This is a genomic window from Dermacoccus barathri, assembly GCF_015070805.1.
In the GTDB taxonomy this organism is placed as follows: Bacteria; Actinomycetota; Actinomycetes; order Actinomycetales; family Dermatophilaceae; genus Dermacoccus; species Dermacoccus abyssi.
On the sequence record NZ_JADCTK010000005.1, the window covers coordinates 173,596 to 200,032 of the forward strand.

The following is a 26,437-nucleotide window of genomic DNA, read 5'->3' on the forward strand; positions in this document are numbered from 1 at the left end:
TCAGGCCGCGGGGCGGTGACGCTTGAGCTTGCGCCACAGCCACGTCTCCGGCACGTGGGCGCCGGTCGCGATGTACTCCGCCGCAGCGTCCGAGTACTGCGTTTCGTGCAGCGCGAGCAGCCCCGAACGGTGCCCGACGACGAGCAGGTGGTCGTCGGTCGTCACGGTCGTCGACTCGTCGGGCGCGAAGATGTGTTCACCGTTGCGCACGAGGACGAGCGGTACGAGCGGGAGGTGCTCGTCGCGGCCGTCGGGGCTCTTGAGGATCTGCCCGACGGTGAGTTCGTCGTGCAGCAGCCAGCGGTGAAGCGCGGGTGAACCCTGCGCGGACAGGTCGACGAGCAGGCGCTCCTTGCCTGTGTGGCCGCAGTGCGCGGTGAGGCGGGCCATGATGCCCTCGGCGAACTCGTTGGGCTGCTGAACGGCGTACTCGACGAAGCTCCAGAACAGCGGCGTGATGACGCGGGCGAGGCTCTCCTGGGCGACGAGCTCCGTGGGCGTGAAGACGGAGTCGATGTCGAGCGCACTCACGAGCGAGGCGCGGGCGTCCGACTGCTGCAGCACGGCGACGAAGAGGTCGGAGCGCTCAATCTTGGCGCGCTCGGCGAGTGCGAGGTTCGTCGTGTCGTTGTTCGTGCCGACGACGAAGCCGTTCGCGTTCGACACGTCAGGGTGGCCGTCCTTGGGGTCGACCACGGTCACCTTCATGCCGGCGCGCGTGAGGTCGTTCGTCACTTCCTCGGAGAACTCACCGTCGGCGCACACCACCCAGCTGCCGCCGGGTTTGGGCAGGAACGGCTTAGGCATCTCGTCGTCGCGCGGGTCCATGAGCCACTTCACGAGGGCGTAGGTGGCAGGGCGCTGCAGCGCGAGAACGAGGTAGGCGCCGTACCGGTCGCTCGGGTTGATGACGGCATTCGGCGCGAAGTCATCCATGCGTTCCTCGACGACGCGGTCCATGCAGCGTGCGATGACGCTGGTGCCGGGGCGCAGCAACGTCGTCGCCATGACGACGGCGAGGTTGTCGGTGTCGTCGTCGGTGAGGGCCAGCACGCCCTCGCAGTGCAGATTGGCGAGCCCGGCCATGCCGAGCACGCTGGGCAGGCTCGCGTCGGCCTCGAGCGCAGGGACGTCGCTCTGCAACTCGTCCGTGGCGATCCGCTGGATGCGGTCCTCGCTGCGGTCGATGACGACGAAGCGCCGCCCCGCCTCGTCGAGTTCGCGGCAGACCTGACGCCCGGCCTGACCGTACCCGCAGACGATGAGGAACGGCTCGCGGATGCGCTTGACCTTGCGGCGGAAACGCTGCATCGCGACGGCGTCCTGGAAGCTCGCCGATTGAAGCAGCGACAGCAACGTACCGATGGCGTACGCCCAGCCGACGACCGTCATGAAGATACAGACCGTCACCCACATCCGCTGGGCGGTGGTGAAGGGCACGATCTCGCCGAAGCCGATCGTCGAGGCGGTGTAGGAGATGAAGTAGAACGCCTCGAACGGCGACAGGTGGGTCGCGTTTCCGTTCGCGTCCTTGCCCGGGATGATCGACAGCCCCAGCACGGAGATGGCGAACACCGTCGTGATGAACACGAGCGGCGAACGCATCCGGCGGATGACGATGAAGATCGCGTCGGTCGACGGTGCCTCGTCGGGGATGCGCACGGGCCGCCGCAGCCGGGTGCGGTGCCGGTGGCTGTGACGGGCGAAGAAAGCGAGCATCGCGCTCATGGGGCGCAGGGATTCAGCGTCGGCGGTAGGAGATGGTCTCGGACACGAGCAGCACGACGCTGACGACGTTCGCCAGGAGCGCGCCACCGGAGAGCGAGACGATGCTGGCCGTCGTGCCGGGGTCGTTCTCGTAACCGCCGGCGAGGACGTAGAACGCTGCGGCAGAAGCGAGCTGGAGGACGGCGACGAGCGACGTGGCGAGGTGGATGGCGCCGATCTGCGTGCGGTCGCCAAATTTCAGTACGAGCGCGATGAGGTTGACGAAGATCGCGACGTACAGCTCGTTGACGTTGTGCAGCTTCGGGTCGCTCATGTCGCCGATGAAGAAACCGAAGTTCATCGTGGCGGCCAGCAGCACGAAGAAGCCGAAGACGACTTTTTCGAGGTTCATGCCTGAAAGCGTACGGCGTCGACCGGTCCGCCCTCTAGCGCGGTGCCGATGGGAAGGTTCCTCACGGTGGGCTCGCGCTCGCGGGCTACTGCTCCGGGGTGACGAAGTAGGAGTCGTCCATCGCAGGGTGCGGCGCGATGGGAACGACCTGCATGCGCACGCGCTCCTCGGCCCACCGTCGCTGCTCGACGGTCTCGCGTGCGTCGTTGACGGCCTCGCACTGCTCGGCGTCGAGGTAGAACTCGAACTGCGTGGCGCGGGCGTCGAGGCGCGCGAACTTCTCGTAGTCGTGCCCCTCGTGCGCAGCCTTGACGAGCTGTTGGACGACACGCTCGATCGTCGAGCGGCGCATTCGACGAGCCAGCTGCGGCAGGATGTCGATGCGCCCGTCCTCGCTCACGATGATGACCATCGAACCCTTGCCGCGCCCCGCGAGGTAGCGGATCGCCGAGTTGTACCGAGCGCCGCGCGAGATGTCGCCGGTGCCCGTGGCGGCGCCGTCGAGAATGACGCCGACGGCGTGGCAGTGACCCTCCGGGCTGACGAGCACCGCGCCGTCGATCTTCGTCAGGGCGTGGAACGCGTTCGGCCCGAGGCGGGTCGGCTCGACGGTGTACGCCTGCGGGAGAAGGCGTTCGCCCTCGGCGCGAGCATCGGGGTGGACGACGAGCATCGTGCCGTGCTGCTGACGGATGCAGGCCTGGGCCATGTCCCACAGGATGTTCGCGTGCTGGTCGGTGGCCTCGGGGAAGACGCGCCGCACGGTGTGCACGAACGTGTCGGCGTCGACGAGGTCGCGAGGCAGCGTGGGCTGGCCGTTGTCGACGCGAAGGAACGGCGTCGTCGCGTGCCACAACTCCCACGAGCCGTTACCGACGACACGCACGGTGAAGCAGCGCTCGTCTGCCGGGTCGTAGGAGTCTACGAGGGTGCCGAGGCCGTACACGTTGCGCCCGTCGCACAGGAGCTCGAGTCCCGGGCCCGTCATTTCGAGGGCCTTGCGGAAGGCGCGGGGCACGGACACGGCCACCTCGTGCTCGAACGCGACATCGCAGCGAACGGCCCCGTGGCCGGGTTGGGCGAGCACGAGGGTGCCGAGGCTGGCGCGCCCCTCGTAGGTCTGTGCCGACACGGCGTCGAGGGCGTCACGCAGGCCGAGCGCGAACTCCTGTCCGGCGCGCGAAGCGCATCCGTTGACGAAAGTGTCGGCCGCGGAACGGAGCACGGCGCCGGCGTCGATACCGATGAGGGAGACGGGGTGCTTGCGGTCGAGTTCGTGGCTGGCCGCGCGTAGGACGTCGTCGATGACGGCTTCGGGAAAACAGGCCGCGGCCGCGAAGCCGTCGATCGTCGTGGTCGACAGTTTCGGCAGTTCGGCCCACGGTTCGCTCAGCACGGCGAGCACGGGGAAGACGCGGTGGTCGTCGACGACGACGCTCAACCCGACGAAGAGCCTGCGGTCGTCGAATCGCGCTGCGGCCTCGAGTGCTTCGAGGAGCACCTGACGGCGGCAGCCCTCCCGCAGCGCGGTGAGGTAGTGCTCGGGATGCCATTCCTCGTCGGCGGCGTGGGGCACCCCGGCCGCCACCGAACGGGCCTCGGGGCAGGAGGCCGGGCAGGTTGTTCGGCGCTGCTCCTCGAAGAGCGCGTCGGCGCGGCCGAGGAGTCCGGCGAGCGGTTCGACGTCGAACGCGTTGCGCTCGGGCTCGATGAGGACGGCGTCGCTGCCGTCGACGGGGAAGCCGATGAGGAAGCCACGTGGGTCGAGTTCGACGCCGGCGCGGTCGAGCGCTTCGTCGGCGAGTCGTTCCATCGACCACCGAAGCTCGCCCTGATCACCCCACAGGGACGCAGCACCACCCCGAACTGCTTCCATGGCAGGCATTTTCGCACGCCGATTTCGGTGCGAAGACCCGCGTCCCACGCGGTGGATCCCGGTGGGCTCCGGCATCGGTCAGAGAACGGCCCCCGGCTCGCGGCTACCAGGTGCGAAGAACCAAAACTGCGCGCGTCCCAGGCGAACCCGGGACGCGCGCAGCGTCAGTCGTCGTGCGTGCGGTCAGCGCAGCGTGTCGCCGTGGGGACCGTCCTCCGGGAGGCCGTCACCCACGCGGCGGACCGCGTTCTCCTGCTCGGCCTCGCCGCTCAGTGCGGTGATCTCCGGGTCGGTCATGGCCTCGCCCGTGTCGGCATCGTCACCGAAGTCGCCGTTCACGGAATTGATCTCGGGATCGGTCACGGCTGCGTTGTCCACGTCTGCGTTGCGGACGTCGTGGGCACCGGCGTCGCCACCGAATCCGTCAGTGGTGGTGCGGTTCTCGCCCAGGCCGTCGGCTTCGCCGTGGACGGAGTTGATCTCCGGATCGGTGACCGGCTCGTTGTCGACGTCGAAGGCGGTGTTCGGGTCGAGCGAACTGGTCGGGGCGTCAGCGCCGACGGCGCGGTCGACGGCGCTCTCGCCGCCGAACTGGTCGTCGGCCGTCTTCGTGCCGTCCTGACCGATGGCGCGGTCGATGGCCTCTTCGCTGCCGACCGTCGTGTCGCCGAAGTCACCCGTCGTGGTGCCCCTTGCCCCGGCAGCGGTACCCGTGGCGGCCACCTTGTCGACACCGGTCATCGCCGCGCCCTGTGCCTTGGCGACCTTGTCGGCGTACTTGCCGCCGGTCTTGTCGTTGACGGTGGCGCCGGCCTTCTGCACGGCGTCGGCGATCTTGCCGCGGTTGCCGTCAGCGGCTGCGGCCGCCTTCTTCTTGGCGAGCTGAGCCTTCTCGTCGAGTCCGAGCTCGGCTGCCTTGGCCTTGAGCTTGTCGGTGAATCCCATGGTCGTCTCCCTGGGGTTTCGATGGAACGGATCTACCCTTCACAACGAACCCTGCCACGCGGATGTTCCGGGCACCAGAGGCAATTCGCGGGGTCGCGCTACCCGACGGACCCGCGGCGCCGGTGGCGTCAGCCGAGTTCGCGCACGGCGTCGGCGAGGGCCGGCATGGCTCGTTCCATCGTCGCGAGCGTCGTGACGAAGCCGTCCTGGCCGCCGTACCAGGGGTCGGGGACGCCGTCGCCGGGCTGGGCCTCGGGGTCGTAGTCGGTGAGCAGCACGACGTGGTCGGGCAGGTCGCCGCCGTGGATGTCGCGCATCCGGTCGATGTGGAGGGTCTCCATCGCGACGACGAGGTCGTTCTCGTCGATCTCGTCACGCGTGATCTGGTGCGCGGCGTGATTCTCGGTGTCGTACCCGGCCTTGCGCAGTTCCGTGACGGCGCGCGGGTCGATCGGGTTGCCGATCTCCTCGGTGGAGGTGCCGGCGCTCGTCAGCATGACGTCGCCGAGGCCGTGCTCGACGAAGTACTTCGCTGCGACGCGCTCGGCCATGGGCGAGCGGCAGATGTTGCCCCAGCAGACGAACACCACAGACGTCATTCTTGCGTTCCTCTCGTGTTCCAGCGGCCGGCCGGGCCGGGAGCCTCGGCCGTCTTCCGGCGATTGTGCCGGTAAGCGCGGCCCGTGCGCTATCGGACCGGCTCGAGCCCCCGAAGCGGGTGCTCGAGGGGGCGTCAGCGGATGGCAGCGACGATCTTGAGGGCGCGCTTCTGGGCTTCGATGCCGCGGGCCGCGTTCGTCATCATGAGCTCGTCGGCCATGGCGTGCTCGGCGAACTGCTCGAGGTAGGCGCCGACGCGCTCGGGCCCGCCGATGGCGGTGTACGTGAGCATGTGCTTGGCCTGCTGGCCGGCGGGGGAGTCGAGAAGCATCTCGATCTCGTCGTCGCTGAGGCGGCGGTCGGCAGCGCCGAAGCGGGTGGCGAGGGAGCGAACGCGGGCGCGCAGGACCTCCTCGTACATCGTCGCCGCGGCGTCGTCGGTCTCGGCCGCCACGACGTTGAGGGCCGCGATGACGTGCGGCTCGGCCAGTTGCTCGGAGGGGCGGAACTCGGTGCGGTAGGCGTGAACCGCGGCCTGCAGCGCGTCGGGCGCGAAGTGACTCGCGAAGGCGTACGGCAGGCCGAGAGCGGCGGCGAGCTTCGCTCCGAACATGCTGGAGCCGAGGATGTAAAGCGGCACGTTCGTGCCCTTTCCGGGCACGGCCTCGATGCCGGCGAGGGGGCTCTCGTCGGAGAGAAGACCCTGCAGTTCGACGACGTCCTGGGGGAAGCGCTCGCTCGCGTGCGGGTCGCGGCGCAGGGCCTGCCAGGTGCGCTGGTCGGTGCCGGGCGCGCGTCCGAGGCCGAGGTCGATGCGGCCGGGGTGCAGCTCGGCGAGGGTGCCGAACTGCTCGGCGATGACGAGCGGTGAGTGGTTGGGCAGCATGACGCCGCCGGAGCCGACGCGGATCGTGTTCGTGCGCGCCGCGACGTGCGCGAGTAGCACCGACGTCGCCGCGGACGCGATGTGCTTCATGTTGTGGTGCTCGGCGAACCAGATGCGTTCGAAGCGGCCGGTCGCCTCGGCGGCCTGGGCCAGTTCGACGCTCGCGTTGATCGCCTCACCGACGCTCTGGCCGCCGCCCACCTGGGCGAGGTCGAGGATCGACAGGGGGATGTCCGCGGCCTTCTTGGCGAACGAGACCGTCTCGATCGTGGTGTCGTCCGGCGACGCGCTCGCGCGGTTCGTCGGGTCGGTCTGGTGGGCTGCGCCGTTGTCACTCACGCTCGGGGTAACACCGCTTGCCGGGGCGGGCATTCCCGCCGCGGCTCAGTTCTCGTCGGACAGCAGGTGTGTCTCGGAGGGACGCTTGGGCTCGGCGATGAGCGTGTCGAGGCGTTTGGCCAGCTTCTTGTGCAGCCACGTGGAGGGGTGGAAACCGTCCTCGGCGAAGGCCTTGCCCTTCTCGAGCAGTCCCGAGTCGGTGAGCAGGTAGTGCTGCACGTTGGGGTACGTGTCGATGACGTCGGCAGCGACGGCGTCGAAGCGCAGCGCGCGTTCGCCGAGGGTGTGGCCGAGGAACGTCGGCATCGAGGGGAACTCCTGGATCGGCGGCACGCCGAGCACGACGACCTGCACGAGCGGGTTCACCTCGGTGATCGTGTCGAGCAGCGAGCTCAGGCTCGTGCGCCAGGCGTCCTCGGTGCGCAGGTTCTTGACGTCGTTGACGCCGACGCTGATGACGACGGCGTCCGCGCGCGTGAGTTCGCTACGGGCGGCGTCGGTGCCGGCGAGGAGCGCGACGTCGTGGGCGTCGGCGCCGGAGCGGGCGATGACGTGCCAGGCGACGGGGTGCTCGAAGCGCTCCGACATGCGGCAGGCGAGGCGGCCCGCGATGCTGTCGCGGTGATGTTCGATGCCCACGCCGTCGGCCACGCTGTCGCCGAGGACGACGAGGTGATGTTCGTCGTGCTCCTCGGTGTGCGCCGCGTCGGGCACCGTGCTCGCCACGCCTTCGCGGGCGGTGGCGCCGGGCAGACGCGCGATGTCGCGCTTGGCCGCGCGGCCCTGGACGTAGAGCACCGGCGCGCGCAGGAGCATCGTCGGCAACGAAGAGCCGGGGGCGGGGGAGGAGGCCCGTTCGCGTGCGCGTCGGATCGTGCGGGCGAGCCCGGACGAGCGGCGTTCGGCGGAGAGGTCTCGCATGGCGCCCATGGTTGCCGATTTCACGCGGGCGACGCCACGCCGACGCGATCCGTTCACCGAACCGTTAGGTCGCTGTGACCTGGGGGTGGGCTACCTCACCCGATGAGTGCCGCGCACGCGTCGCGGCGACGTTGCCCGGGCTAGGGGGCTCTGCGACGCGAACCGCCGCCAGTCTTTGTGACTTTAGGGCCCTAAAGTTTCAAAGACTGCTTGGGACCGCTCACTCAGAAATGATCTGGCGACCGTCTGATCTGACACAGATCGCCCCATGAGCCGATGGCAGCGTCACGAAGCCAGCCGATGGAGTCCGGCCGCACGTCGGCGTCACCAAGGGTGCTCGGCGAAGTCCTTGAGGAAGATGCCGTACTGGTCGACGCCGTTCTCGCCCATGACGATCGGGTCGTAGACGCGGGCGGCGCCGTCGACGAGGTCGAGGGGCGCGTGCCAGCCCTCCTCGGCGATGCGCAGCTTCTCGTGGTGCGGGCGCTCGTCGGTGATCCAGCCCGTGTCGACCGCCGTCATGAGGATCTTGTCGGTCGTGAACATCTCGCCCGCCGATGTGCGCGTCATCATGTTGAGCGCCGCCTTCGCCATGTTCGTGTGCGGGTGGCCGGGTCCCTTGTAGCGGCGCGAGAACTGGCCCTCCATCGCCGAGACGTTGACGACGTACGCCCGTCGCGCGCCGTTCTTCACCGCCTGACGCATCGACGGCCGCAGCCGGCTCACGAGCAGGAAGGGCGCCGTCGAGTTGCACAGCTGCACCTCGAGAAGCTCGAGCGGGTCGACCTCCTCGACCTTCTGCTTCCAGCTGTTGACGCGTTGCGTGTCCGGCAACAACCCGCCCGCGTCGACGGCCGTACCCGCCTGGTACGCATCGAGACTCGCGTGCCCGGCCGACAGGGCGAGCGACGTCATCGCCGCCGCCGACTGCGCCTCAAGCTCGGACGCCCGGGCTCCCGCCTCGTCATGGTTCTCGTCGTCCGCGGCATGCGTGTGCTTGTGCGCCGCGAGCGTGCCCGCGAGGTTGGCCGGGTGCGCGTCGCTGATGCGATCGAACTGCACGATCTGCGGCAACGCGATGTCGCGCGGCAGCGGCAACTCCTCACCCGCGACGAGGTTCGAATACGCCCCGGGCGTGCGCCGCACCGTCTGCGCCGCATTGTTGATGAGAATGTCGAGCGGCCCTGCCTCGGCCACCTCGTCGGCCAGGGCGATGACCTGCGTCGGGTCACGCAGGTCGATGCCGACGATCTTGAGCCGGTCGATCCACTCCGGCGAGTCGGCGAGTTCCGCGAACCGGCGGGCCGCGTCACGCGGGAAGCGCGTCGTGATCGTGAGGTGCGCGCCGTCGCGCAACAGCATGAGCGCGATGTACATGCCGATCTTCGCGCGCCCGCCCGTCAGTAGCGCGCGCTTGCCCGTGAGGTCGACGCGTTGGTGACGCTTGGCGTGGCTCATCGCCGCGCACTTCGGGCAGAGCCAGTGGTAGAACGCGTCAACGGTCGTGTACTTCTCGTGGCAGATGTAGCAACCGCGCGGCGTGTGCAGTTCGCCCGCGACGTCCCCGACCGTGATCGACGTCAGGGGGATGCCCTTCGTCTCGTCGTCGATCCGAAGCGGCGAACCGGTAGCCGTGGACTCGAGCACCTTCGTGTCGTGGGCGCGCAAGGGCCCGAGCTCGGCCTCGCGCGCCTCGTTGCGCCGCGCCTTGCGTACCCGCTTGTACATCGTGCCGGTGGCGCGCTTGACGCGCTGGATGTCGGGGTGGCCCGCCGGCAGTTCGTGCAGCATGCCGAGGACGCGCAACGTCGTCGCCATCTCGTCGGCGTCGATCGCGGTCTCGGCGAACAGCTGCTCCTGCTCGGGCGTCAGCGCCTCTTCGTGCACGTGCTCAGGGGCTGCCATGTCGTCCGAATCCACCCGGCAAGTGTAGGCGGGGTGGTGAGGGGCCACCCCAGCGGTGGACCCAGCCGGTAACGTTCGTTGCGGTTGGCTACATTGCACCGTCACCAACCGCAAGAAACGTGGCCAACGTCGAGGTTGGCTACGTTTCGGACAGCTCGAGCACCCGGATGGCCAACTGGACGCGGTTCGTCACGCCGAGCTTGTCGAACAGTCGGCTCGTGTGGGTCTTGATCGTCGGCATACTGAGGTACAGCTGCTGAGCGATCTCGGCGTTCGTCAGGCCCTGAGCGATGAGCTGGGCCACCTCCCACTCGCGCTCCGTGACGCCGGACGGCGCGGGGGCGGGTGATCGCTTCGCTGACGGCGCGCCGGGGGCTGATTCCCCGACCGAACCGCCACCGAGCCCGATGTCGTCAGTCGGCGCAGAAGCAGCACCCGCGGCCCGGCCCGCAGCCAAGCGCACGAGCCGCGCCAGCACCGACGGCGAGAACCGTGCGCCGCCGCGGGCCGCGTCGAGCACGGCTTCGACGACGGCTTCCGGGGGAGAGTCCTTGAGCAGGAACGACACCGCCCCGCCGCGCAGCGCGTCGAGCAGGTAGTCGTCGGTGTCGAACGCGGTGAGGACGACGACGCGCGCCCGTGCCCCTTCGTCGGCGAGCGCCCTGGTGGCGTCGAGCCCGTTCATGCGCGGCATGCGGACGTCCATGAGGACGACGTCCGGGTCGAGTTCACGCGTGAGCGTGACGGCTTCGGCACCGTCGGCGGCTTCGCCCACGACCTCGATGCCGCGAGCACCGTCGATCATGAGCCGCAGCCCGGCGCGCATGAGGTTCTCGTCGTCGGCGACGAGCACGCGAACGCGGGCGTCGGGGTCGGTCAGCTGCGCCACGGAATGCGCACCTCCACAGTGAAGTAGCCGGGTGTCTCGCGTCGGTTCATCGTGCCACCGATCAGACGCACCCGCTCGCCCACCCCGACGAGTCCGAGACCGGTGCTCAGGGCCTCCGACGACGCGGCCGTGGGGTTGGTGCTCACGACGACCAGCGTGTCCTCGTCGCGTCGGAACGTGAGTGCGAGCGGAGCGTCGGGAGCGTGCTTGCCCGCGTTGACGATGAGTTCACTGACGATGCGGTGCACTGCCGCGCCGTTGGTACCGGTCAGCGTCCCGAGGTCGCTCTCCTCCAGGCCCTCGAAGCTGACGGTGACGAGGCGGCCCTGCGCACGAGCGTCCTCGACGAGCGTGAGGACATCACGCGCCGACGGGAGGGGCCGCGCATCGGGTGTGGGGCTGCGCAACGCGGAGAGCACCTCGCGCAGTTCGGCGTTCGCGGTTCCCGCAGCGTCGCGCAGGGTGCGGGCGGTGGCGCGCATCTGCTCCGGCGAGAGGTCCTCACGGTAGGCGAGCGCGCCGGCGTGCATCGCGATGAGGGAGAGGTGGTGCGAAAGGCTGTCGTGCATGTCGCGCGCGATGGCGGTGCGTTCCTCCGAACGGGCACGCTCCGCGTCGATCTGCTTCGACCGGGCCAGGGCAGCGTGTTCGCGTTCGATGGCCGCACGCTCGCGCTGGGCGGCGATGGCCTGCGCCTGCCACGACGCGAGCAACTCCGCCCGCTCGGCCCGCGAACGTCCCCAGGCGAGGAAGGCGTAGCCGATCGGCACCATGATGAGCGACCACAGGAGGGTCGACCAGTCGAGGGACAGCCGCTGCTCGGTCAGTGCCGTCTGGACAAGACCCGTCACGACGAGAAGAGCGAGCACCGCGACGTCGTCCCGGCGACGGCGCAGCCCACCGAGTCGGACGACGGCGACCATCGCTGCGGGTGTCGCGAACGCGCTGACGGCGGAGGCGAGCAGGAGCAGGTAGTTCCACCGCCCCGCGCGAGACATCGGGCCCACAGCGATCACCGCGACGAAGCCGACGAGGAAATCCCAGAGGAGCAGCCCGTTCTCGTAGGAGGAAAGACCGTCCTCCTCGAGCGTTTCGATCTGGATGCCGAAGATCACGACACCGAGGACGAAACAGGCCGCGCTCACCGCGAACGGACGCCAGCGCCGCGGGCCGGCGAGGCGTTCGTTGTTCGAGGTGGCCAGCGACGTGCCGGCGGAAAGTGGCATACCGCCATCGTAGGAACGCGCGAAGGGATGACGGTATCGGCCGAAGGTCGCTGCCTGGCGCGGTACGTCAGCCGAAAGAATGAACCTCGACGACCATGCCCTGGGCCGATGCGCCGGGCATGCTCGAACGACGAGGGTTGAGGCATGGAACGAGACGAGACGCGGCCACAGCCGCAGCACACGACGCCGGTGGGCGGCGGGCACGACGAGCCGCACACGAACACCCTGCCGGTCCGCCCGGTCGGCCTCGATGCGGGGGCTCCGGCGCAGCCGGTTCTGCCGACGACCCAGGCTCCCGACGAGGCCATGGCGGCTTTCAGCACAGAGCCTCGCTGGGCGAACCTGCCTTACCACCGGCTCGCCCATGTCACACCGAGTTCGGGGCGGTGGTGGCGGCCGCTCGTCATGCTGCTCATGTTCGTCGTCACGACGCTCGTCGTCGCAGCCGTGGCCACGGGCCTTGCCTTCGCGGTCCACGCGATCTTCCCGGAACTGCGTCGACCCACCGAAGACCTCGGGGACTCACGCAATCCGGCTGACTTCTTCTACGGGTTCCTCTCCGTCGCGCTCTTCCTGCCGGTCGTGTGGGTGGCTGTCCGCGTCGGTGGTCGACGCGGCACGATCCACTCGGTGTTCGGCCATTACCGCTGGGAGTTCATGGCGCGCGCAGCCCGCGTCGTCGTGCCCGTCTCCGCAGTTGCCGTCCTCGCGCCGATCTTCCTCTTCGACGCGGACACCCTCACGACGACCACGCGGTCGACGACGCTGTGGATCCTCCTCTTCGCCGTCGTTCTCGTGCCGTTGCAGGCCGCCGCGGAGGAGTACGTCTTCCGCGGACTGTTGCCGCAGATGATCGGAACCTGGCTGCGTTCGCCGGTGTGGGGCGTGCTCGTGGCGGCGCCCCTGTTCACCGTGCTGCACGGGTACGACGCAGTCGGTCTCGTCGACATCGCCCTCTTCGCCGTGTGTACCGCCTACCTGGCGTGGAAGTCCGGCGGACTTGAGCTGCCCGTGCTGCTCCACGTGTCGAACAACCTGTTCATCGGGCTCATCACGCCGTTCGTCCCGGACGCCCTCGCGCAGGGTGAGACGGAGCTGTGGTCCGTCGTCTTGTCGGCCGTCACCACGCTCGTCCTCACCGTCTGGATGAGCCGCTTCGTCGACCGCGAGTACGGCCTGACGCGCTTCCAGCCCGTCGTCCGTCCCGCCCTGACGAGGGCCGTCTGACGCCGAGGCACGTCCCCAGCCGGTGACGTTTGCTGCGGTTGGTGACGGTGCAACGTCACCAACCGCAACGGCCGTAGCCAACGTCAAAGTTGGCTACGGCCGCTCGGCATGCGTGGCGGCGGAGCGTCAGCCCTTGAACGCGTCCACCGGGGGGATGACGTAGTACGAACCGGTCTCGGCGTTCGAGTACTTCGTCAGGGCGTCGCGCGGGTAGTCGCCGACGCCGGCCATCGACTCGAGCATGTCGTGCAGACGCTTCTGCTCGCACGCGAACCCGACGAACATCGTGCCGTGCGAGCTGACGTCGCCGTAGGGCATGTTGCGGCGCACGATGTGGCCGAAGTCGTCCTGGTCGGTGCGCTCTGCGTGGCTCGTCTCCGGCTTGTCCTCGAGCTCGACGGAGTCGACCTTCGTACGGCCGATGACGCCCTCCTGCTCCTCGGTGGAGAGCGACTCCCAGGCCTTCTGCTTGTGCGGCCACTTCTGCAGCAGCAGCACGCTCGAGCCCTCACCGGGCTTGCCGTCCGCGACGACGGCCTCGTTGTACTGCTCGATCGTCGTGGGGTTCTCGGTGCCGTCGACGAACCCCGTGAGGTCACGGTTCGTCTGGTAGACCCAGCCCTCCGTCTCGTCGACGACGCGGATACCCGGCACCACCTCGCGCGCGATGGCAAGCAGCTGACGCGTCGCGTCGAACACCTTGTCGCGCGCACCGCCGAACACCCAGAAGACGAGGTCGCGCTGCGTCGCGGGGATGACGTAACCGTCGGCTCCGACGACGTCATCGGCGAAGTCGTGCACGTTCTCGGGCGTGTGCTTCGGCGAGATCTCCTTCATGAGCGAGGGGCGCACACCGACGACGAAGTTGACGCCCACGTCGTCCTGCTCGGCCTCGAAGAGCGGCAGCAGCTGCGAGAGCGAGGTGAGCGAACCGGGCGCGACCTCGAACTCGATGTACTCGCTCGACGTCGCACCTTCGACGAAGATGCCGGTCTGGGCCTGGGGCATGCTCAACAAACTCCTTGGGAAGGGGTGTACCTGTCTGCCTCCAGGCTATAGACCCCCTCGCCCCGCGGCGCCAGGGGAATCGGTAGATTGGTGAGCGTCCCGCGGGAGCCTTCGAGCTGAGAGACGCCAAGTGCGCGTCGACCGCCAGATCCACCGTCATCGGTGGGCACACCTGATCCGGGTAATGCCGGCGTAGGAAGGAGACGCGCGATGATCGCGCCCCGAAACACCCCTGCCCCCACACGACCTCGCGCCGAAGTCGACGAGATCGCAGCCGTGGTCGACGCCGTCCGCGTGGCCACACCACTCACGCAGTGCCTGACGAACTCGGTCGTCACCGGTTTCACGGCGAACGTGCTCCTCGCGGTCGGAGCGTCGCCCGCCATGGTCGATTCGCTCGAGGAAGGTCCGATCTTCGCGGGCATCGCCGACGGCCTGCTCATCAACGTCGGCACGGTCAATGCCGCGACCGTGGAGGCCATGCTCGCGACGGCCGCCTCGCGTGCAGCGGCGGGACGATCCTGGTGCCTCGATCCCGTTGCCGTGGGCACCCTGCCGGTGCGTACGAAGCTCGCTCGCGACCTCCTCGAGTACCGCCCCGACGCGGTGCGGGGCAATGCCTCCGAGGTGCTCGGTCTCTTCGGCGAGACCGGGGCGGGTCGCGGCGTGGACGCCGGGGACGAGGTCGATTCCGCCCTCGACGTGGCCGCCCGCCTGGCCGAGCGCACCGGGGGAGCCGTCGCGGTCAGCGGTGAGATCGATGCCGTCGTCAGCGCCGAGTCGCCGACGCTGCGGATCGCGAACGGCCACCAGCTGATGACGAAGGTGACCGGAGTCGGGTGCGCGCTCGGAGCGATCGTTGCCGCCTACGTGCCCGTGGCACGGACTCCACACCTCGCGGCAGCCGCTGCCACGGCTGCCCTCACGGTCGCGGCCGAGGAGGCCGCACGCCGAGCGGGCGGGCCCGGCAGCTTCGCCGTCGAACTGCTCGACGCCCTCGCCCGCGTCGAGTCCGAGACCGTCGCGGCGAACCTGGACCTGCGATGACGACGCGCGCCACGACCCCGAGCCAGACGCGCAGCCCGCGGCGCTCCCTGCGTCCGCGCCTCTACCTCGTCACCGACACACACCTGTGTGGCGGCCCACGGGGCGTCGTCGAGACGGCACTCGCCGCCGCGAAGCACGGCGCGGACATCGTCCAACTGCGTGACCACGACGCCACGACACGCGAACTGGCCGCACTGGCAGCCGAACTGGTCGAGGCGCTCGAGCCGACCGGCGTACCGCTCGTCATCGACGACCGCCTCGACGTGGCGCTCGCGGCGGGTGCCGCGGGCGTGCACCTCGGTCAGAGCGATCTCGATCCCGTCGCCGCACGGCGAATCGCCGAGGCCCTCGGGCGCCACGACTTCCACATCGGATGGTCGGTCTCTAGCGCCGACGAGATCAGGGCGGCGGACGCGATGCCGCCCGGCACGCTCGACCTGATCGGCATCGGCCCCTACCGGGCCACGCCGACCAAGCCGAACGCTCCGGAGCCGCTCGGCGCCGACGGCGTCGGCGCTCTGGTCTCAGTGGCCCGTGCGGGCGGTGTTCCGGCTGTCGTCATCGGTGGCGTCAAGCAGGCAGACGTCGGCGGCCTCGTCCGGGAAGGTGCGCGAGGTGTTGCTGTCGTCTCGGCGATCTGCGGCCAGCCCGATCCCGCCTCGGCCACCCGCGAGCTACGGGCGGCGCTCGACGCGTCGTACTCGCACGACGGGGGTGAGCCGGCATGACGACGCGCATCCCCAACGTGCTGTCGATCGCCGGCACCGACCCGAGTGGCGGGGCCGGCATCATGGCCGACCTCAAGACCTTCGGCGCCCTGGGCGCCTACGGCTGCGGCGTCGTCACGGCGGTCGTCGCGCAGAACACCCAGGGTGTGGAGGCCGTCGGTCTGCTGACGCCCGACCAGGTGCGCACCCAGATCGAGAACCTCCTGGCCGACGTGCGCATCGACGCGGTCAAGATCGGGATGCTCGGCTCCGCCGCCGTCATCGAGACCGTCGCCGACGCGCTCGAAGCACACCCCGAGGTGCCGTGGCGCGTGCTCGATCCCGTCATGGTCGCCTCGAGCGGGGACCGATTGCTCGACGAGGACGCCGTCGACGCGCTGCGTTCGCGTCTCGTGCCGACGGCGGACGTCATCACGCCGAACCTCGCCGAGGCCGCGGTCCTGCTCGATCTGCCCGAGCCCCCGCCGGAGCCGACCGAAGATCTCGCCGCACGGCTGGCGCAACTGGGGGCGGGCGTCATGCTCAAGGGCGGTCACGGGACGGGCGATTCGAGTGAGGACATCCTCCTCGTCGGCGGCGACGTCACCCACCTGTCGGCGCCGCGCATCGCGACGCGGAACACCCACGGCACCGGCTGCACGCTGAGCGCCGCCATGGCCGCGTTGCGTCCCCAGCGTGACGGATGGGCGGAAGCGACCCGTGACGCCAAGGACTACCTGACGCAGGCCCTCGCCGCGAGCGAGCGTCTCGATGTCGGAGCCGGCACGGGGCACGGGCCCGTCCACCACTTCCACGCCTGGTGGTGAACGCGCGAACGCCCGACTCCGAGGAGGGAGCCGGGCGTTCGTGCCGTCACGGGACGTGTCACGTCATGCCGTGGTGACACGCTCGTCGACGTCCTTGATGTGTCGCGCGATCCACGGCGTCAGGGACATGAGAACGAGCGAGAACCCGGCCGTGATGAGGCCGAGGGTGAGGAAGAACGTCGTGTCGCCCATGCCCTCCATGAGGCGAATCGCCTGCGCGGCGGCCGACTGGCCGACCGCGGACGCGAGGAACCACAGCGCCATGCTCTGCGTCGTGAACGCCGCGGGTGCGAGCTTCGACGTCGCAGAGATGCCGACGGGCGACAGGCACAGCTCACCGATCGTCTGGATGACGAAGACGCTCGCCAACGCCCACATCGGCGCCGTCGGGCCGCTCGGCCACAGGTGCGAGTAGTAGGCGAGGAGGACGAACGACAGGCCGGCGAGGAGCACGCCGATGGAGAACTTCGCGCCGGTGCCCGGGAAGCGTCCGGCGCGCTTCATCCACAGCGCGGCCGTGACCGGCGCGAGCAGGACGATGAAGAGCGGGTTGACGCTCTGGAAGAACTCGGCGCTCACACCGATGCCGAACACCTCGCCGAGGTCGGTGCGATCGGCGGCGAAGGCCGCCATCTTGCTCGCGGCCTGCTCGAAGATCATCCAGAACAGCACCGCACCGATCCACAGGGGCACGTACGCCTGCAGGTGCGAACGCTCGCGCGCCTTCACCTTGGGGCTCTTGAACATCGTGACGAAGACGCCGAGCGCGGTGATGACCGACAGCGCCGTCACGCCGTTGATGATGGCGGTCGGGTTGTCCGCCGAGACGGCGAAGCTGATGCCGAACACGGCGGCGATGACGACGGCCGAGCCGCCGACGAGGCGCACGACGCCGGGGATCTCCTCGCGCGTCAGCGGGTTCGTCGGGCGCGAACCGGCGCCGCGCAGCTTCTTGCGGAAGAGGAACATGCCGATGAGGCCGAGCGCCATGCCGATGGCCGCGGCGGAGAAGCCGGCGTGGTAACCCCATCGGTCCTTGAGGAAGGTGACGACGAACGGAGAGAAGAAGGAGCCGATGTTGATCGACATGTAGAAGATCGAGAAGCCGGAGTCCCGTCGCCCGTCCTGCGGGTCGTACAGCTGCCCGACGACGGACGAGACGGACGCCTTCTGCAGACCCGTTCCGAGCGCGACGACGGCGATGCCGAGCCACGAGAACGCTTCGGCGGGCACGGAGAGGAAGATGTGGCCCGCCATGATGACGATGCCGCCGAACAGGGTCGCCTTGAACGCTCCGATGACGCGGTCGGCGAGCCAGCCGCCGAGCACGCTGAGCAGGTACACGGAGGCGCCGTACGTCGCGACGATGGCGAGGGCGATCGACTGCTCGACGCCGAGCCCGCCGTTCGTGGCGGTGTCGTAGAGGTAGTACGCGAGGATCGCGCGCATGCCGTAGTAGCTGAAGCGCTCCCACAGCTCGGCGTTGAACAGCGTCCCGAGCCCGGCAGGATGTCCGAGGAATCCGCGGTCGGGCAGCGACGGCTCGGTGCGGCCGCCGGAGATGACCTCCCGCGTTGCGGGATCGTCGAGGTCGACGTCGGTGACGTTCGCCGGGGAGTCACCGACCGGTGAGTCCTGGTGTGGTCGTGAGGAATCGACCATGAGGGGGTCGCCCTTCGGTAGGGGGACACCGTCGTCGGGGTGATGACAACGGCCGCACCTGGCAGGTGCGGCCGTCAATCATAGTCTTGCGATGCTTAGGCGGGCGCCGTCGGTTCCGGGTCCAGGTCGGCCACGGCGGCGCGGGCTTCCTCGATGGCCTCGAGCACCTCGGGCAGGTCGAGCAGCGAGTGGATCTCGGCGCTCGGCATGACGTCGGAGAGGTTGGCCACCCGGTCACGGTTGAGCCACACCGTGAGCCAGCCGCGCTCAGCAGCGAGATCGAAGGCTGCGACGTTGTTGCTGATGAGCACGATGTGGTCGACGGGCTTGCCGGTCTCGGCGACCACGGACTCGATGCGATCGAGCGTCTCGATCCAGTTGAGGTGGTTCTCGGTGGTGTGGAGTTCGGGTGCGGCGTTGCTCGGAGCGTGCGGACCGTCGACGCGTGCCTTGAACGGAGGCAGGAGGCACTCGTGCCCCTCGGGCATCGGGGCGTAGTCGATGAGGTTCACCGTGCCCGTCTCGCTGAGGCCCACCATCGTGGGCAGGACATCGGCAAAGAGTTCCGGCTCGCGCTCCCCGGAGCGCCCCCCAGCCCGAGCCCCCTGCTCGAGCAAACCGGTCAACATGTATCCCCGTCGATCCCACAGGGTTTCGTCGCCATCGAACCAGACAGAAATGGTCACCTGATCAGCGTGACAGATGGAGGTGTGATTCTCCTAGTCGAGCCGCGGAATCTGGCCCTCAGGGGTGAAGCGCGGCTCCCGCCCGAGGGGATGTGCGTGTTCAGGTGGTGACGAGCATCCCGGCGAAGCCGAACATCATGACGCCGACAACGGTGTCGATGACCTGCCAGGTGCGTGCCTTGCGCACGAGCGGGGTGAGCGCGCGGGCGCCGTACCCGAGGGCCGCGAACCACAGGATGCTGGCCGCCACCGAGCCGGCGTAGAACCACCAACGTCCTTCGGGGCCACGCGAATTGGCGAGCGAGCCGATCATGACGACGGTGTCGAGGTAGACGTGCGGGTTGAGGAACGTCAGGCCGAGCACGGTGAGGATCGCGGTGCGCCGGCTCACCGGCGGCGCGTCGGCCGGGCTGAGCGAGCTGGCCCGGCGGGCGCTGCGCAGGGCGTTGAGGCCGAACCAGACGAGGTAGGCGGCGCCGAACCACTTGAGCGCCTTGATCGCCGTCGGGTGAGCTTCGACGACGGCGCCCATGCCGAGCACGCCGGCCAGTTCGAGCGCGATGTCACCGAGTGCGCAGACGACGACGATGAGCGTGACGTGCTGACGCAGCAGGCCCTGGCGCAGGACGAAGGCGTTCTGGGAGCCGATGGCGACGATGAGGCCGAGGCCCGTGAGGAAGCCGGTGAGCAGGTGCGTCATGGCTCGAGCGTAGGAATCGCGCCCTCTGTAGAACAGTACATGTTTCTACAGATACCTAAGCAGTGCTTCATCTAGGGTGGGGCCATGCGGGTGCGCGACGACCACTTCAAGGCCCTTGTCGCCTGCGTCGACGAGGGCACCTTCGACGGCGCGGCCGCGGCGCTGCGCATCACGCCGTCGGCGGTGTCGCAGCGGGTCAAGGCCCTCGAACAGGAACTCGGGCAGATCGTTCTCGTCCGGTCGGTGCCGGTGCGCCCGACGCCCGTGGGCGAGATCGTGCTGCGCACCGGGCGTCAGCGCGCGCTGCTCGACGCCGACCTCGTCCGGGCGCTCGGGGGCGGCGGCAGCGAGCGTGGCGGCATTGTGCCCATCGTGGACCTGCCCGTCGCCGTCAACGCCGACTCGCTCGCCACGTGGTTCGTCGAGGTGCTCGAGACGGTCGGCGAATGGGGTGACGCTCGGCTGCGGGTCTTCGTCGAGGATCAGGACCACTCCGCCCAACTGTTGCGCGACGGTTCGGTCATCGGCGCCGTGACGGCGAGCGACCTGGCGGTGCAGGGGTGTTCGGTTCAAGAGCTGGGCGTCATGCGCTACGTCGCGCGGGTGCGGCGCTCGCAGTGGGAGGCGTGCGGGTGCTCACTGGAGCGAGTACCGACGGTGCGCTTCAACGATCGTGACGACCTGCAGCGCGGCGTGTTGCGGCGCCTCGGGCTCGGCGAGCCTCCGTTGGAACACGTCGTGCCGTCGGCGGAGGGCCTCTCGGCCGCCGTTCGTGCGGGCCTCGGGTGGAGCATGATCCCCGAGGGTCTGGAAGGCCCCGCTGGGAGGGGCGGCGGGCGCGACGAGCTGATTCCGGTGCCCGGCGTCGAACCGCTCGACGTCCCCTTGTACTGGCAGTGCTGGCGCCTCGACGCTCCGTCGCTGGCGCGCCTCAGCGACGAGGTGACGTCCGCCGCCCACGCTCTGCGATGACCCGACCGCGCACGAGGAATCTCATTTACGACACTTCGGCGTGCCCTAATTGCCAAAAGCCCAGAAGCAAAGGTTAGGCTTACCTCATCACGAACATTCTCCCGTGAGGAAGGGGAGCCGTCTGCTCTGAGTCGATTCGTTGCCAAGCACACGCGCCGAGGCCGCGTCCGGAGGTTGCCACCTCGAACCGGACGCGGCCTTCGCCTGTGTCAGCTCTCGCGACCGGCCAGCCAGCGCGTGATGCGCCCGGCGTCGCCTTCGATGACTCGCCCCGGCATAGCGGCGGCGCTGCGGCGCCAGCCCTCGCCGGCCCACAGGTGCGTCCACTGCGGGTCGCCGGTCTCCGCGGCCTTCTTGCGCAGCGGGGCGAGCAGGCGGTTCACCTCGGGGTAGGCGGCCGGCGTGACGGCGGTGATGCCGTCGAACATCGCCATGAACTCGTTGGCGAGGCCGCGGGCGTAGCGGCCGGAGAAGGCGCGCGTCAGGCCGGTCTCGGAGAAATCGTCGGAGGCGAGGGCCAAACGGTGCGTCAGCGACGAACCGGCTGACGAGGAGCGCAGGTAGGCCGTTCCGGCCTGGACGGCGACGGCGCCGGCATCGAGCGCGGCCTGCGTGTCGGCGGGCGTGGCGATGCCACCGGCTGCGAGCAGCGGTACGTCGACGGCGCCGCGCACGTCGTCGAAGAGCTGCGGCAGGGCGACGTCGCTCGGCTCGGCGTAGAGGTCGAACGTGCTCTGGTGGCCGCCGGCGTCGGGGCCCTGAACGATGAGGAAGTCCATGCCGCGCTCGACGGCGGCGCGGGCGTCCTCGGGGGAGGTGACCATCGCGCCGAGGCTCGTGCCGACGCCGCGCAGCGCCGTGACGTCCTCGGCCGACGGCAGGCCGAAGGTGAAGGTGACGACGTCGACGGGGTGGGTGACGAGCCAGTCGAGCTTGGCACCGTAATCGTCGTCGTCCCAGGAGGGTTCGCCGAGTTCGACGTCGAACTTCTTGGCGATGGGGCCGAGCTTCTCGCGCAACCCGGCGAGCGCCTCGGCGTCCGTGCTCTGCGGGCCGGGGATGAAGAGGTTGACGCCCGCAGCGACGCCGGCGTCCTGCACGTCGCGCACCTCGCGGGCCATCGTGTCGACGTCCTTGTTGCCCCCGGCGAGCACGCCCCAGCCACCGGCCTTCGAGGCGTCGATGACGAGTTCCGTGGTCGTGGGGCCGCCTGCCATGGGCGCTGACACGACGGGCAGTTCAAGACTTTCGAACGAGAACATGCCCTCAGTGTCCCAGGTTGGTCAGCGCTTCGGCTTGTCGCCGCCGGAGGCGAGCACCTCGTGCACCCACTCGGGGGCGGTGGTGCCGCGCGCCTCGTGCGCGGCGATGACGCGGCGGGCGCGCTCGCGGCGCAGGCGACGCTTCGGGTCGCTCGCGGGCACGTGCTGGGCGGGGCCGAAGACGGAGACACCGATGTACTCGAGGCGCCAGCCCATGCGGTAGCCGATGCTCAAACCGGTGTTGTCCTTCATTCCATCTCCTCGACGGGGCGCGGGTGCGCCGAACGGTCCTGCGGCGAGCCTAGCGCGACTTCCCTGAACTTTTCTCGGGGCGCATAGGGTCCTTCGTCCCGTGAACGAGCTTCGTCACTCGGGTCGGGTCGTACTCGCCTCGGAGCCGTGACGATCACGCATACCCCACGCGAGCAACGGCAGCCCGAACGCGGTGACGACGGCGGCGAACAGCGGCAGCCCCGTGGCGGCCATCGTCAGGATGAGCACGCTGCCGATGTACGCGCCGAGGCTGATGCCGATCTGGAACGCGACGACGTAGATCGGCGTGGCCGCGTCGTTGTGACCGGGTGTCGTGGCGAGCACGCGGGTCTGCATGGCGACGGGCAGGACGCCGAACGATCCTCCCCAGACCACGGCGGCGACGGCGCCCGTCGCGGTGCCGGGCAGGAACGTCAGGGCGAGCAGCGCGAGGATCATGCAGGTGAGCGCGATGGTCGTCACGCGGCGCGGGTGGGAGTCGAGGTGACGGCTCGCGAACGCCGTCGTGAGAGCGCCGGCCAGCCCGTAACAGAACAGTTCGACGGCGTACGCGGTGCCGGAGATGCCGCGCGCTTCGAGGATCGGGGCGATGAACGCCCAGGCCGCGTTGTGTGCCGTGACGATGAGGGCCGTCACGCCGCAGAGCGTGTAGAACGGCACGCGCATCGACGCCGGGATGCGGAGCGAGAACGCGCCGCCGGAACGCGCTTCGAGCGGCGGCAGCTTGAGCTGGCTGGCCATCGCGACGAGCAACGCGATGACGGCGATGACGCCGCTCGCGAACCGCCACCCGACGTGCTCGCTCACGGCGGCGACGACCGGCGGACCGGCCACGACGCCGACGCTCGCGCCGAGGAACGCGCCACCGACGGCTTTCGCCTCCGCGCCCTTGCGGGCCAGGCTCGCGGCAGCGACCGGCACGACGGCGAAGATGCCACCATGTGCGATCGCGCCGATGAGTCGCGCGATCGTCACGACGAGGAGATTCGGGGCAATCGCCGAGAGAGCCATCGAGACGAACAGTGCGAGCAGTGACCCGACGATGACGAGCCGCCGCGAGAGGGCCCGTGTGGCCATGACGACGGGGATGGTCGCCACTCCGACGCCGATGGCGTACCAGGTGACGAGGCGCCCGACGGCGGATTCGGATTCGCCGAGGTCGCGCGTCATGTCGGGCATGGCGCCGACCGGGTACATCTCGGCGGTGAGGAAGACGGAAAGCCCCGCAGCGAGGAGGAAGAGCCGTGTCGTGCGCAGCCGGTCGCCCTCGCCGGCCCCCGGTGCGTTGGGGGAGGCGCCGTCGCTCGGCGCGGCGGCGGAGGGCTGCGTCATCAGCCGAGCACGCGCACGAGCACGAACACCGCGAAGACGACGAAGAGCAGCAACGTGACGACCATGCAGCCCATGGTCGCGAGGGTGCCGTTGGCGGCCTTGGGCACAGCGTTGGCCGGGTCGCTCGGGTCGACCGACAGCGGCAGCCGCTGGCCGTCGCGCCCGTTCGTGCTCATGCCGCCGGTCTTCGTCTCCAGGACGTGACGCCCACCGTCGGGGGCCGTGTAACGAATGCGTGCGAGGGAGTTCTTGCGACCGTCCTCGCCGGTGGCGAGCTGGACGACACCGTCGACGACCGGCCAGCTGCGGCGGCGCACAGCACCCACGATGCCCTTGAGCAGGGCGGCTGCGAGCGCGAGGCCGAAGACGAGTATGACGACGGCGGCAGCAACGGGCACGAATCCACTCTTCACCCGACGAGCGTAACGAGCACCGCGCAATCGGGCTGTCACGGGGCGTGGGCGCAGCGGTCGGCGAGCAGCACGCAAACCCCGTAGGGGTGTCACACGCGTCGCACAGGAACCCCATAGCAACGCGGCGTTGAGTCAGGGCCATGAACACCACACAGAACACCTCGTCCCAGGCCGCCACCTCCCGCTTCGGCTCGCTCAGGAACCTCGGCCGCGGCATCGTCGTCAGCTCCGCGGTTGCCCTCATGGGCGTCTCGACGATGAGCGCCGCCGACGCCTCGGCAGCCGGTGTGGCCACCGGCATCCGGTACGCCGGCAACACCGCCGAGGTCGTGAAGCCCGCCCCGACGAACCTGGCCGTCGAGTCGAACGCCCGCTACGCCGTGCGCGACGGCAAGCTCGTGCGCCTGTAGACCCACCCCGAAGACTCCTGCGGCCGGCCGTCCACGCAAATCGTGACGCCGAGCTGGGCGCCTCACGCCGCGCGACGTTCGTGGTGTTCGGCGCGCCATCCGCGCCCAGCGGGCCGGTTGCAGGCTCACGTGACCTGCGCGCTCATCTCCTCGCGCGGTTCACCCGGTGCCGCGAGCTCCCGACACTCGCGGGCGCCGGCGCGAAACCCGCCACGAACCGTCCTCGTGGCGGGTTTCGTGCGCTCTGGGTCGGACGTCCGATGCGTCCTCGGTCACACCCGGCGAGAAATGTTGCTGGAAGTCTTTCCAGAAGGTGAAGTCTCCGCTAATAATTGCTCTTAGCCCCCGGCTACCTGATGACCCCAGAGCACCAGGCAGTCGGGGGATCCAACGTTTCTGGGGTCTTTGCCCGCTGACGCCGCTGCCCGCACCCCGCGCGGCAGCGAGCGCGACACGAGCGAAACCCCCCGGCCTGCCGCCGGAGACACCGAGGGAGCAACCGCTAAGGTGAGCGCGTGATCGAGCTCGCCGTCCCGGTGTCCCGCGACGGCGCGTCCCTTCCGTTCTACCGCCGCCTCAACGTGCTCTGGCCGCTCACGCGCGTCATCATGCTCGCGCTGTGCGCCCTCTACTCGGGCATGCGTGGCGACCTGCGCTACTACTACGCGCAGGCGGGCCGTTCCGACGTGATGTCGTCGATGGCCGAGTACCCCTTCCCTGTGGCGCTGTGGATCATGGCCGCCGCGCGCACCCTGCCGTACGCGGGCTTCGTCGCGCTCTTCGTCGTCACCGCCATCGCGTGTGACGCCGTGGCGACGCGGCTGTTCGACCGTCACTTCGGGCGCGAGGCCGCGCTGCGGTGGACGTTGTTCGTCGGTCTCCTCGGACCGTTGCTCTACATGCGCTTCGACCTGTATGCCGCGTTCGCGCTCGTCCTGCTGCTCATCTTCAACGACGGCGCGGCTCATTCGCGCAGCCGCTCGGTGCTCTCCGGGCTCGCGGTCGCGATGGGCTCGGCCGTCAAGCTGTGGCCAGCTGTCTTCGGCCTCGGCCTGCTCGGCCCCACGCGCCGCCGCGTCACGCACATGGCCGCGGCGATGGCGGGTGGCATCGCCTGGGTCGGGGCGACGGCGCTGTTGGCCGGGCCGCAGCGCGTCACGTCACCGTTGTCCTGGCAGGGTCAGCGCGGCTTCGAGGTGGAGTCGCTGTGGGGTGCCTGGCTCGGTTTCGCACGGATCTTCGGTTCCACGCCCGTCTCGCTGGAGAAGCGTCAGGGCTCGTGGGAGTACACGGGCGAACTCGCGAACTCCCTCATGTGGATGGTGAAGCCGACGCAGTACGTCGGCTACGTCCTCGCGCTGTCCCTGCTCGCCCTCGGCTGGCGGGCCGGGCGTGACGAGCGCGTCACCACCCTCGCGCTGACGATGACGTGCGTCATCTCGGTGCTCATCCTGTCGAGTCCGGTGCTGAGCCCGCAGTACCTCATCTGGCTCATTCCGGCGCTCGTGCTCGTCGACGACGCCCGCCTGCGCCTGCTCGGCGCGGTGACGCTCGTGCTGACGCAGCTGGAGTTCCCGTTCCTGTTCGACGGGATCTTCTCCGATCACACGCTGTTCGCGCTGACGACGCGCGTCGTCATCCTCGTGCGCAACATGCTGCTCGTGTGGTTGACGGTGCGGGCCGTCATGCTCCTCGTGCAGCGCGCTCGAGTTGCTCGACGTCCAGCTTCCGCATCGAGTACATCGCCTGCGACACCCGCGTGACGACCTGCGGGTCCGGGTCGCTCATCAGCTCGTAGAGGCGGCGGGGGATGACCTGCCAGCTCACGCCGAACGGGTCCTGGCACCAGCCGCACTGGCTCTCGGAGCCGCCGTTCGCGGTGAAGCCGTTCCAGTAGTGGTCGACCTCGGCCTGGTCGGCGCACATGACCTGGAAGCTGACGGCCTCCGTCTGCGGGAACTGCGGCCCACCGTTGAGGAGGGTGAAGGGGTTGCCGTCGAGCGCGACCTCCTCCATGAGCACCTGCCCGGCCATGTGCGCGTTCGGGCCGAGGGCAGCCTCGTCGGTGGGATACTGGACGGTGCTCGTGCGCTGCGCGTTGGGAAAGAGCGACAGGTACAGGTCGGCCGCGGCTGAGCGGTGCCGTCGAGCCAGATGCAGGGCGTGATGTTCGTCGTCATGGGTTCATGATGCGCCCTTCGGGAT

26 protein-coding genes are annotated in these 26,437 nt (G+C 69.4%); 7 read left to right on the plus strand and 19 right to left on the minus strand.

Translation table 11 applies throughout. The features are described from left to right. From IM689_RS11040 to IM689_RS11085, 10 genes are all read right to left on the minus strand, one after another. Positions 1-1,728: an NAD-binding protein gene (locus IM689_RS11040; RefSeq protein ID WP_193644012.1), complete on the minus strand. Its 1,728-nt coding sequence runs from the start codon at positions 1,726-1,728 to the stop codon at positions 1-3. A gap of 13 nt (positions 1,729-1,741) precedes the next feature. Beyond that, on the minus strand, positions 1,742-2,119 hold the full coding sequence (locus IM689_RS11045) for a DUF6394 family protein (RefSeq protein WP_187036904.1): 378 nt from the start codon (positions 2,117-2,119) through the stop codon (positions 1,742-1,744). A gap of 85 nt (positions 2,120-2,204) precedes the next feature. Further along, complete coding sequence (locus IM689_RS11050; protein WP_193644013.1) at positions 2,205-3,995, minus strand: DNA integrity scanning protein DisA nucleotide-binding domain protein; 1,791 nt, start codon at positions 3,993-3,995, stop codon at positions 2,205-2,207. Between the two features lie 183 nt (positions 3,996-4,178). Beyond that, positions 4,179-4,940: an antitoxin gene (locus tag IM689_RS14740; RefSeq protein WP_227484749.1), complete on the minus strand. Its 762-nt coding sequence runs from the start codon at positions 4,938-4,940 to the stop codon at positions 4,179-4,181. Positions 4,941-5,068: 128 nt separating this feature from the next. Further along, positions 5,069-5,539, minus strand: a complete 471-nt coding sequence (locus IM689_RS11060; protein ID WP_193644014.1) for a low molecular weight protein-tyrosine-phosphatase — start codon at positions 5,537-5,539, stop codon at positions 5,069-5,071. Between the two features lie 134 nt (positions 5,540-5,673). Further along, positions 5,674-6,765, minus strand: coding sequence for an LLM class flavin-dependent oxidoreductase (locus IM689_RS11065; protein WP_406565496.1), 1,092 nt, complete (start codon positions 6,763-6,765; stop codon positions 5,674-5,676). 45 nt (positions 6,766-6,810) lie between these two features. Further along, on the minus strand, positions 6,811-7,686 hold the full coding sequence (locus IM689_RS11070; protein WP_193644016.1) for an SGNH/GDSL hydrolase family protein: 876 nt from the start codon (positions 7,684-7,686) through the stop codon (positions 6,811-6,813). Positions 7,687-8,010: 324 nt separating this feature from the next. After that, positions 8,011-9,591: an SDR family NAD(P)-dependent oxidoreductase gene (locus IM689_RS11075; RefSeq protein WP_193644096.1), complete on the minus strand. Its 1,581-nt coding sequence runs from the start codon at positions 9,589-9,591 to the stop codon at positions 8,011-8,013. Between the two features lie 139 nt (positions 9,592-9,730). Next, positions 9,731-10,480, minus strand: coding sequence for a response regulator transcription factor (locus IM689_RS11080; RefSeq protein WP_319803864.1), 750 nt, complete (start codon positions 10,478-10,480; stop codon positions 9,731-9,733). Beyond that, positions 10,468-11,706, minus strand: coding sequence for a sensor histidine kinase (locus IM689_RS11085; RefSeq protein ID WP_193644017.1), 1,239 nt, complete (start codon positions 11,704-11,706; stop codon positions 10,468-10,470). The genes IM689_RS11080 and IM689_RS11085 overlap by 13 nt, the downstream gene beginning before the upstream one ends. 144 nt (positions 11,707-11,850) lie before the next feature. On the opposite strand from IM689_RS11085, the gene IM689_RS11090 reads away from it, so the two are divergent. After that, positions 11,851-12,933 (plus strand): CPBP family intramembrane glutamic endopeptidase, encoded by a 1,083-nt coding sequence (locus IM689_RS11090; protein ID WP_193644018.1) that lies wholly within the window; start codon positions 11,851-11,853, stop codon positions 12,931-12,933. A gap of 126 nt (positions 12,934-13,059) precedes the next feature. Here IM689_RS11090 and IM689_RS11095 read toward each other — a convergent pair whose 3' ends face one another. Further along, entirely contained in the window at positions 13,060-13,941 is an 882-nt protein-coding gene (locus IM689_RS11095; RefSeq protein WP_193644019.1) for a Dyp-type peroxidase, read from the minus strand. A 210-nt stretch (positions 13,942-14,151) separates the two neighbouring features. Here IM689_RS11095 and thiM point away from each other — a divergent pair, with 210 nt between their 5' ends. The 3 genes from thiM to thiD are packed head-to-tail and all read left to right on the plus strand — an operon-like array spanning position 14,152 to position 16,522. Beyond that, positions 14,152-14,988, plus strand: coding sequence for a hydroxyethylthiazole kinase (gene thiM / locus IM689_RS11100; protein WP_193644020.1), 837 nt, complete (start codon positions 14,152-14,154; stop codon positions 14,986-14,988). Next, positions 14,985-15,716 (plus strand): thiamine phosphate synthase, encoded by a 732-nt coding sequence (gene thiE / locus IM689_RS11105; RefSeq protein ID WP_193644021.1) that lies wholly within the window; start codon positions 14,985-14,987, stop codon positions 15,714-15,716. Before thiM ends, thiE begins: the two co-directional genes overlap by 4 nt. Then, a complete protein-coding gene (thiD, locus tag IM689_RS11110; protein ID WP_193644022.1) occupies positions 15,713-16,522 on the plus strand; it encodes a bifunctional hydroxymethylpyrimidine kinase/phosphomethylpyrimidine kinase in 810 nt (269 codons plus the stop codon). Before thiE ends, thiD begins: the two co-directional genes overlap by 4 nt. Positions 16,523-16,585: 63 nt before the next feature. On the opposite strand, the gene IM689_RS11115 is transcribed toward thiD, so the two are convergent. The 3 genes from IM689_RS11115 to IM689_RS11125 form a co-directional block, all read right to left on the minus strand. Then, a complete protein-coding gene (locus IM689_RS11115) occupies positions 16,586-18,184 on the minus strand; it encodes a peptide MFS transporter (RefSeq protein ID WP_193644023.1) in 1,599 nt (532 codons plus the stop codon). 95 nt (positions 18,185-18,279) lie between these two features. Then, a complete protein-coding gene (locus IM689_RS11120) occupies positions 18,280-18,870 on the minus strand; it encodes an HAD family hydrolase (protein ID WP_193644024.1) in 591 nt (196 codons plus the stop codon). 100 nt (positions 18,871-18,970) lie between these two features. Continuing rightward, the gene (locus tag IM689_RS11125) at positions 18,971-19,570 is read right to left on the minus strand and encodes a LysE/ArgO family amino acid transporter (RefSeq protein ID WP_193644025.1); all 600 of its coding nucleotides are present in this window, start codon (positions 19,568-19,570) and stop codon (positions 18,971-18,973) included. Positions 19,571-19,654: 84 nt separating this feature from the next. Here IM689_RS11125 and IM689_RS11130 point away from each other — a divergent pair, with 84 nt between their 5' ends. After that, positions 19,655-20,542 carry an ArgP/LysG family DNA-binding transcriptional regulator gene (locus IM689_RS11130; RefSeq protein ID WP_193644026.1) on the plus strand — a complete coding sequence of 296 codons (888 nt, stop codon included), beginning with the start codon at positions 19,655-19,657 and terminating at the stop codon, positions 20,540-20,542. Between the two features lie 209 nt (positions 20,543-20,751). Here the strand turns inward: IM689_RS11130 and IM689_RS11135 are convergent, their stop codons facing one another. From IM689_RS11135 to IM689_RS11150, 4 genes are all read right to left on the minus strand, one after another. After that, positions 20,752-21,804 (minus strand): nitronate monooxygenase, encoded by a 1,053-nt coding sequence (locus IM689_RS11135; protein ID WP_193644027.1) that lies wholly within the window; start codon positions 21,802-21,804, stop codon positions 20,752-20,754. A gap of 21 nt (positions 21,805-21,825) precedes the next feature. Then, positions 21,826-22,056: a hypothetical protein gene (locus IM689_RS11140; protein WP_047310965.1), complete on the minus strand. Its 231-nt coding sequence runs from the start codon at positions 22,054-22,056 to the stop codon at positions 21,826-21,828. A 114-nt stretch (positions 22,057-22,170) separates the two neighbouring features. Further along, entirely contained in the window at positions 22,171-23,409 is a 1,239-nt protein-coding gene (locus IM689_RS11145) for an MFS transporter (RefSeq protein WP_193644028.1), read from the minus strand. Next, the gene (locus tag IM689_RS11150) at positions 23,409-23,822 is read right to left on the minus strand and encodes a DUF3592 domain-containing protein (RefSeq protein ID WP_165357951.1); all 414 of its coding nucleotides are present in this window, start codon (positions 23,820-23,822) and stop codon (positions 23,409-23,411) included. Before IM689_RS11150 ends, IM689_RS11145 begins: the two co-directional genes overlap by 1 nt. Positions 23,823-23,962: 140 nt before the next feature. Here IM689_RS11150 and IM689_RS11155 point away from each other — a divergent pair, with 140 nt between their 5' ends. Continuing rightward, positions 23,963-24,232 (plus strand): hypothetical protein, encoded by a 270-nt coding sequence (locus tag IM689_RS11155; RefSeq protein ID WP_047310969.1) that lies wholly within the window; start codon positions 23,963-23,965, stop codon positions 24,230-24,232. Between the two features lie 515 nt (positions 24,233-24,747). Next, on the plus strand, positions 24,748-25,995 hold the full coding sequence (locus IM689_RS11160) for a glycosyltransferase 87 family protein (RefSeq protein ID WP_193644029.1): 1,248 nt from the start codon (positions 24,748-24,750) through the stop codon (positions 25,993-25,995). Here the strand turns inward: IM689_RS11160 and IM689_RS11165 are convergent. After that, positions 25,916-26,392 carry a VOC family protein gene (locus tag IM689_RS11165; protein WP_319803869.1) on the minus strand — a complete coding sequence of 159 codons (477 nt, stop codon included), beginning with the start codon at positions 26,390-26,392 and terminating at the stop codon, positions 25,916-25,918. The two genes, IM689_RS11160 and IM689_RS11165, sit on opposite strands and share 80 nt — an antisense overlap. Between the last annotated feature and the right edge of the window lie 45 nt (positions 26,393-26,437).

Bases quoted from the DNA above. Each gene is read 5' to 3' on its own strand.
- IM689_RS11040 (WP_193644012.1), bottom strand. From the start codon at position 1,728: ATGAGCGCGATGCTCGCTTTCTTCGCCCGTCACAGCCACCGGCACCGC.
- IM689_RS11045 (WP_187036904.1), bottom strand. From the start codon at position 2,119: ATGAACCTCGAAAAAGTCGTCTTCGGCTTCTTCGTGCTGCTGGCCGCC.
- IM689_RS11050 (WP_193644013.1), bottom strand. From the start codon at position 3,995: ATGGAAGCAGTTCGGGGTGGTGCTGCGTCCCTGTGGGGTGATCAGGGC.
- IM689_RS14740 (WP_227484749.1), bottom strand. From the start codon at position 4,940: ATGGGATTCACCGACAAGCTCAAGGCCAAGGCAGCCGAGCTCGGACTC.
- IM689_RS11060 (WP_193644014.1), bottom strand. From the start codon at position 5,539: ATGACGTCTGTGGTGTTCGTCTGCTGGGGCAACATCTGCCGCTCGCCC.
- IM689_RS11070 (WP_193644016.1), bottom strand. From the start codon at position 7,686: ATGCGAGACCTCTCCGCCGAACGCCGCTCGTCCGGGCTCGCCCGCACG.
- IM689_RS11075 (WP_193644096.1), bottom strand. From the start codon at position 9,591: ATGGCAGCCCCTGAGCACGTGCACGAAGAGGCGCTGACGCCCGAGCAG.
- IM689_RS11085 (WP_193644017.1), bottom strand. From the start codon at position 11,706: ATGCCACTTTCCGCCGGCACGTCGCTGGCCACCTCGAACAACGAACGC.
- IM689_RS11090 (WP_193644018.1), top strand. From the start codon at position 11,851: ATGGAACGAGACGAGACGCGGCCACAGCCGCAGCACACGACGCCGGTG.
- IM689_RS11095 (WP_193644019.1), bottom strand. From the start codon at position 13,941: ATGCCCCAGGCCCAGACCGGCATCTTCGTCGAAGGTGCGACGTCGAGC.
- thiM (WP_193644020.1), top strand. From the start codon at position 14,152: ATGATCGCGCCCCGAAACACCCCTGCCCCCACACGACCTCGCGCCGAA.
- thiE (WP_193644021.1), top strand. From the start codon at position 14,985: ATGACGACGCGCGCCACGACCCCGAGCCAGACGCGCAGCCCGCGGCGC.
- thiD (WP_193644022.1), top strand. From the start codon at position 15,713: ATGACGACGCGCATCCCCAACGTGCTGTCGATCGCCGGCACCGACCCG.
- IM689_RS11115 (WP_193644023.1), bottom strand. From the start codon at position 18,184: ATGGTCGATTCCTCACGACCACACCAGGACTCACCGGTCGGTGACTCC.
- IM689_RS11125 (WP_193644025.1), bottom strand. From the start codon at position 19,570: ATGACGCACCTGCTCACCGGCTTCCTCACGGGCCTCGGCCTCATCGTC.
- IM689_RS11130 (WP_193644026.1), top strand. From the start codon at position 19,655: ATGCGGGTGCGCGACGACCACTTCAAGGCCCTTGTCGCCTGCGTCGAC.
- IM689_RS11135 (WP_193644027.1), bottom strand. From the start codon at position 21,804: ATGTTCTCGTTCGAAAGTCTTGAACTGCCCGTCGTGTCAGCGCCCATG.
- IM689_RS11140 (WP_047310965.1), bottom strand. From the start codon at position 22,056: ATGAAGGACAACACCGGTTTGAGCATCGGCTACCGCATGGGCTGGCGC.
- IM689_RS11145 (WP_193644028.1), bottom strand. From the start codon at position 23,409: ATGACGCAGCCCTCCGCCGCCGCGCCGAGCGACGGCGCCTCCCCCAAC.
- IM689_RS11155 (WP_047310969.1), top strand. From the start codon at position 23,963: ATGAACACCACACAGAACACCTCGTCCCAGGCCGCCACCTCCCGCTTC.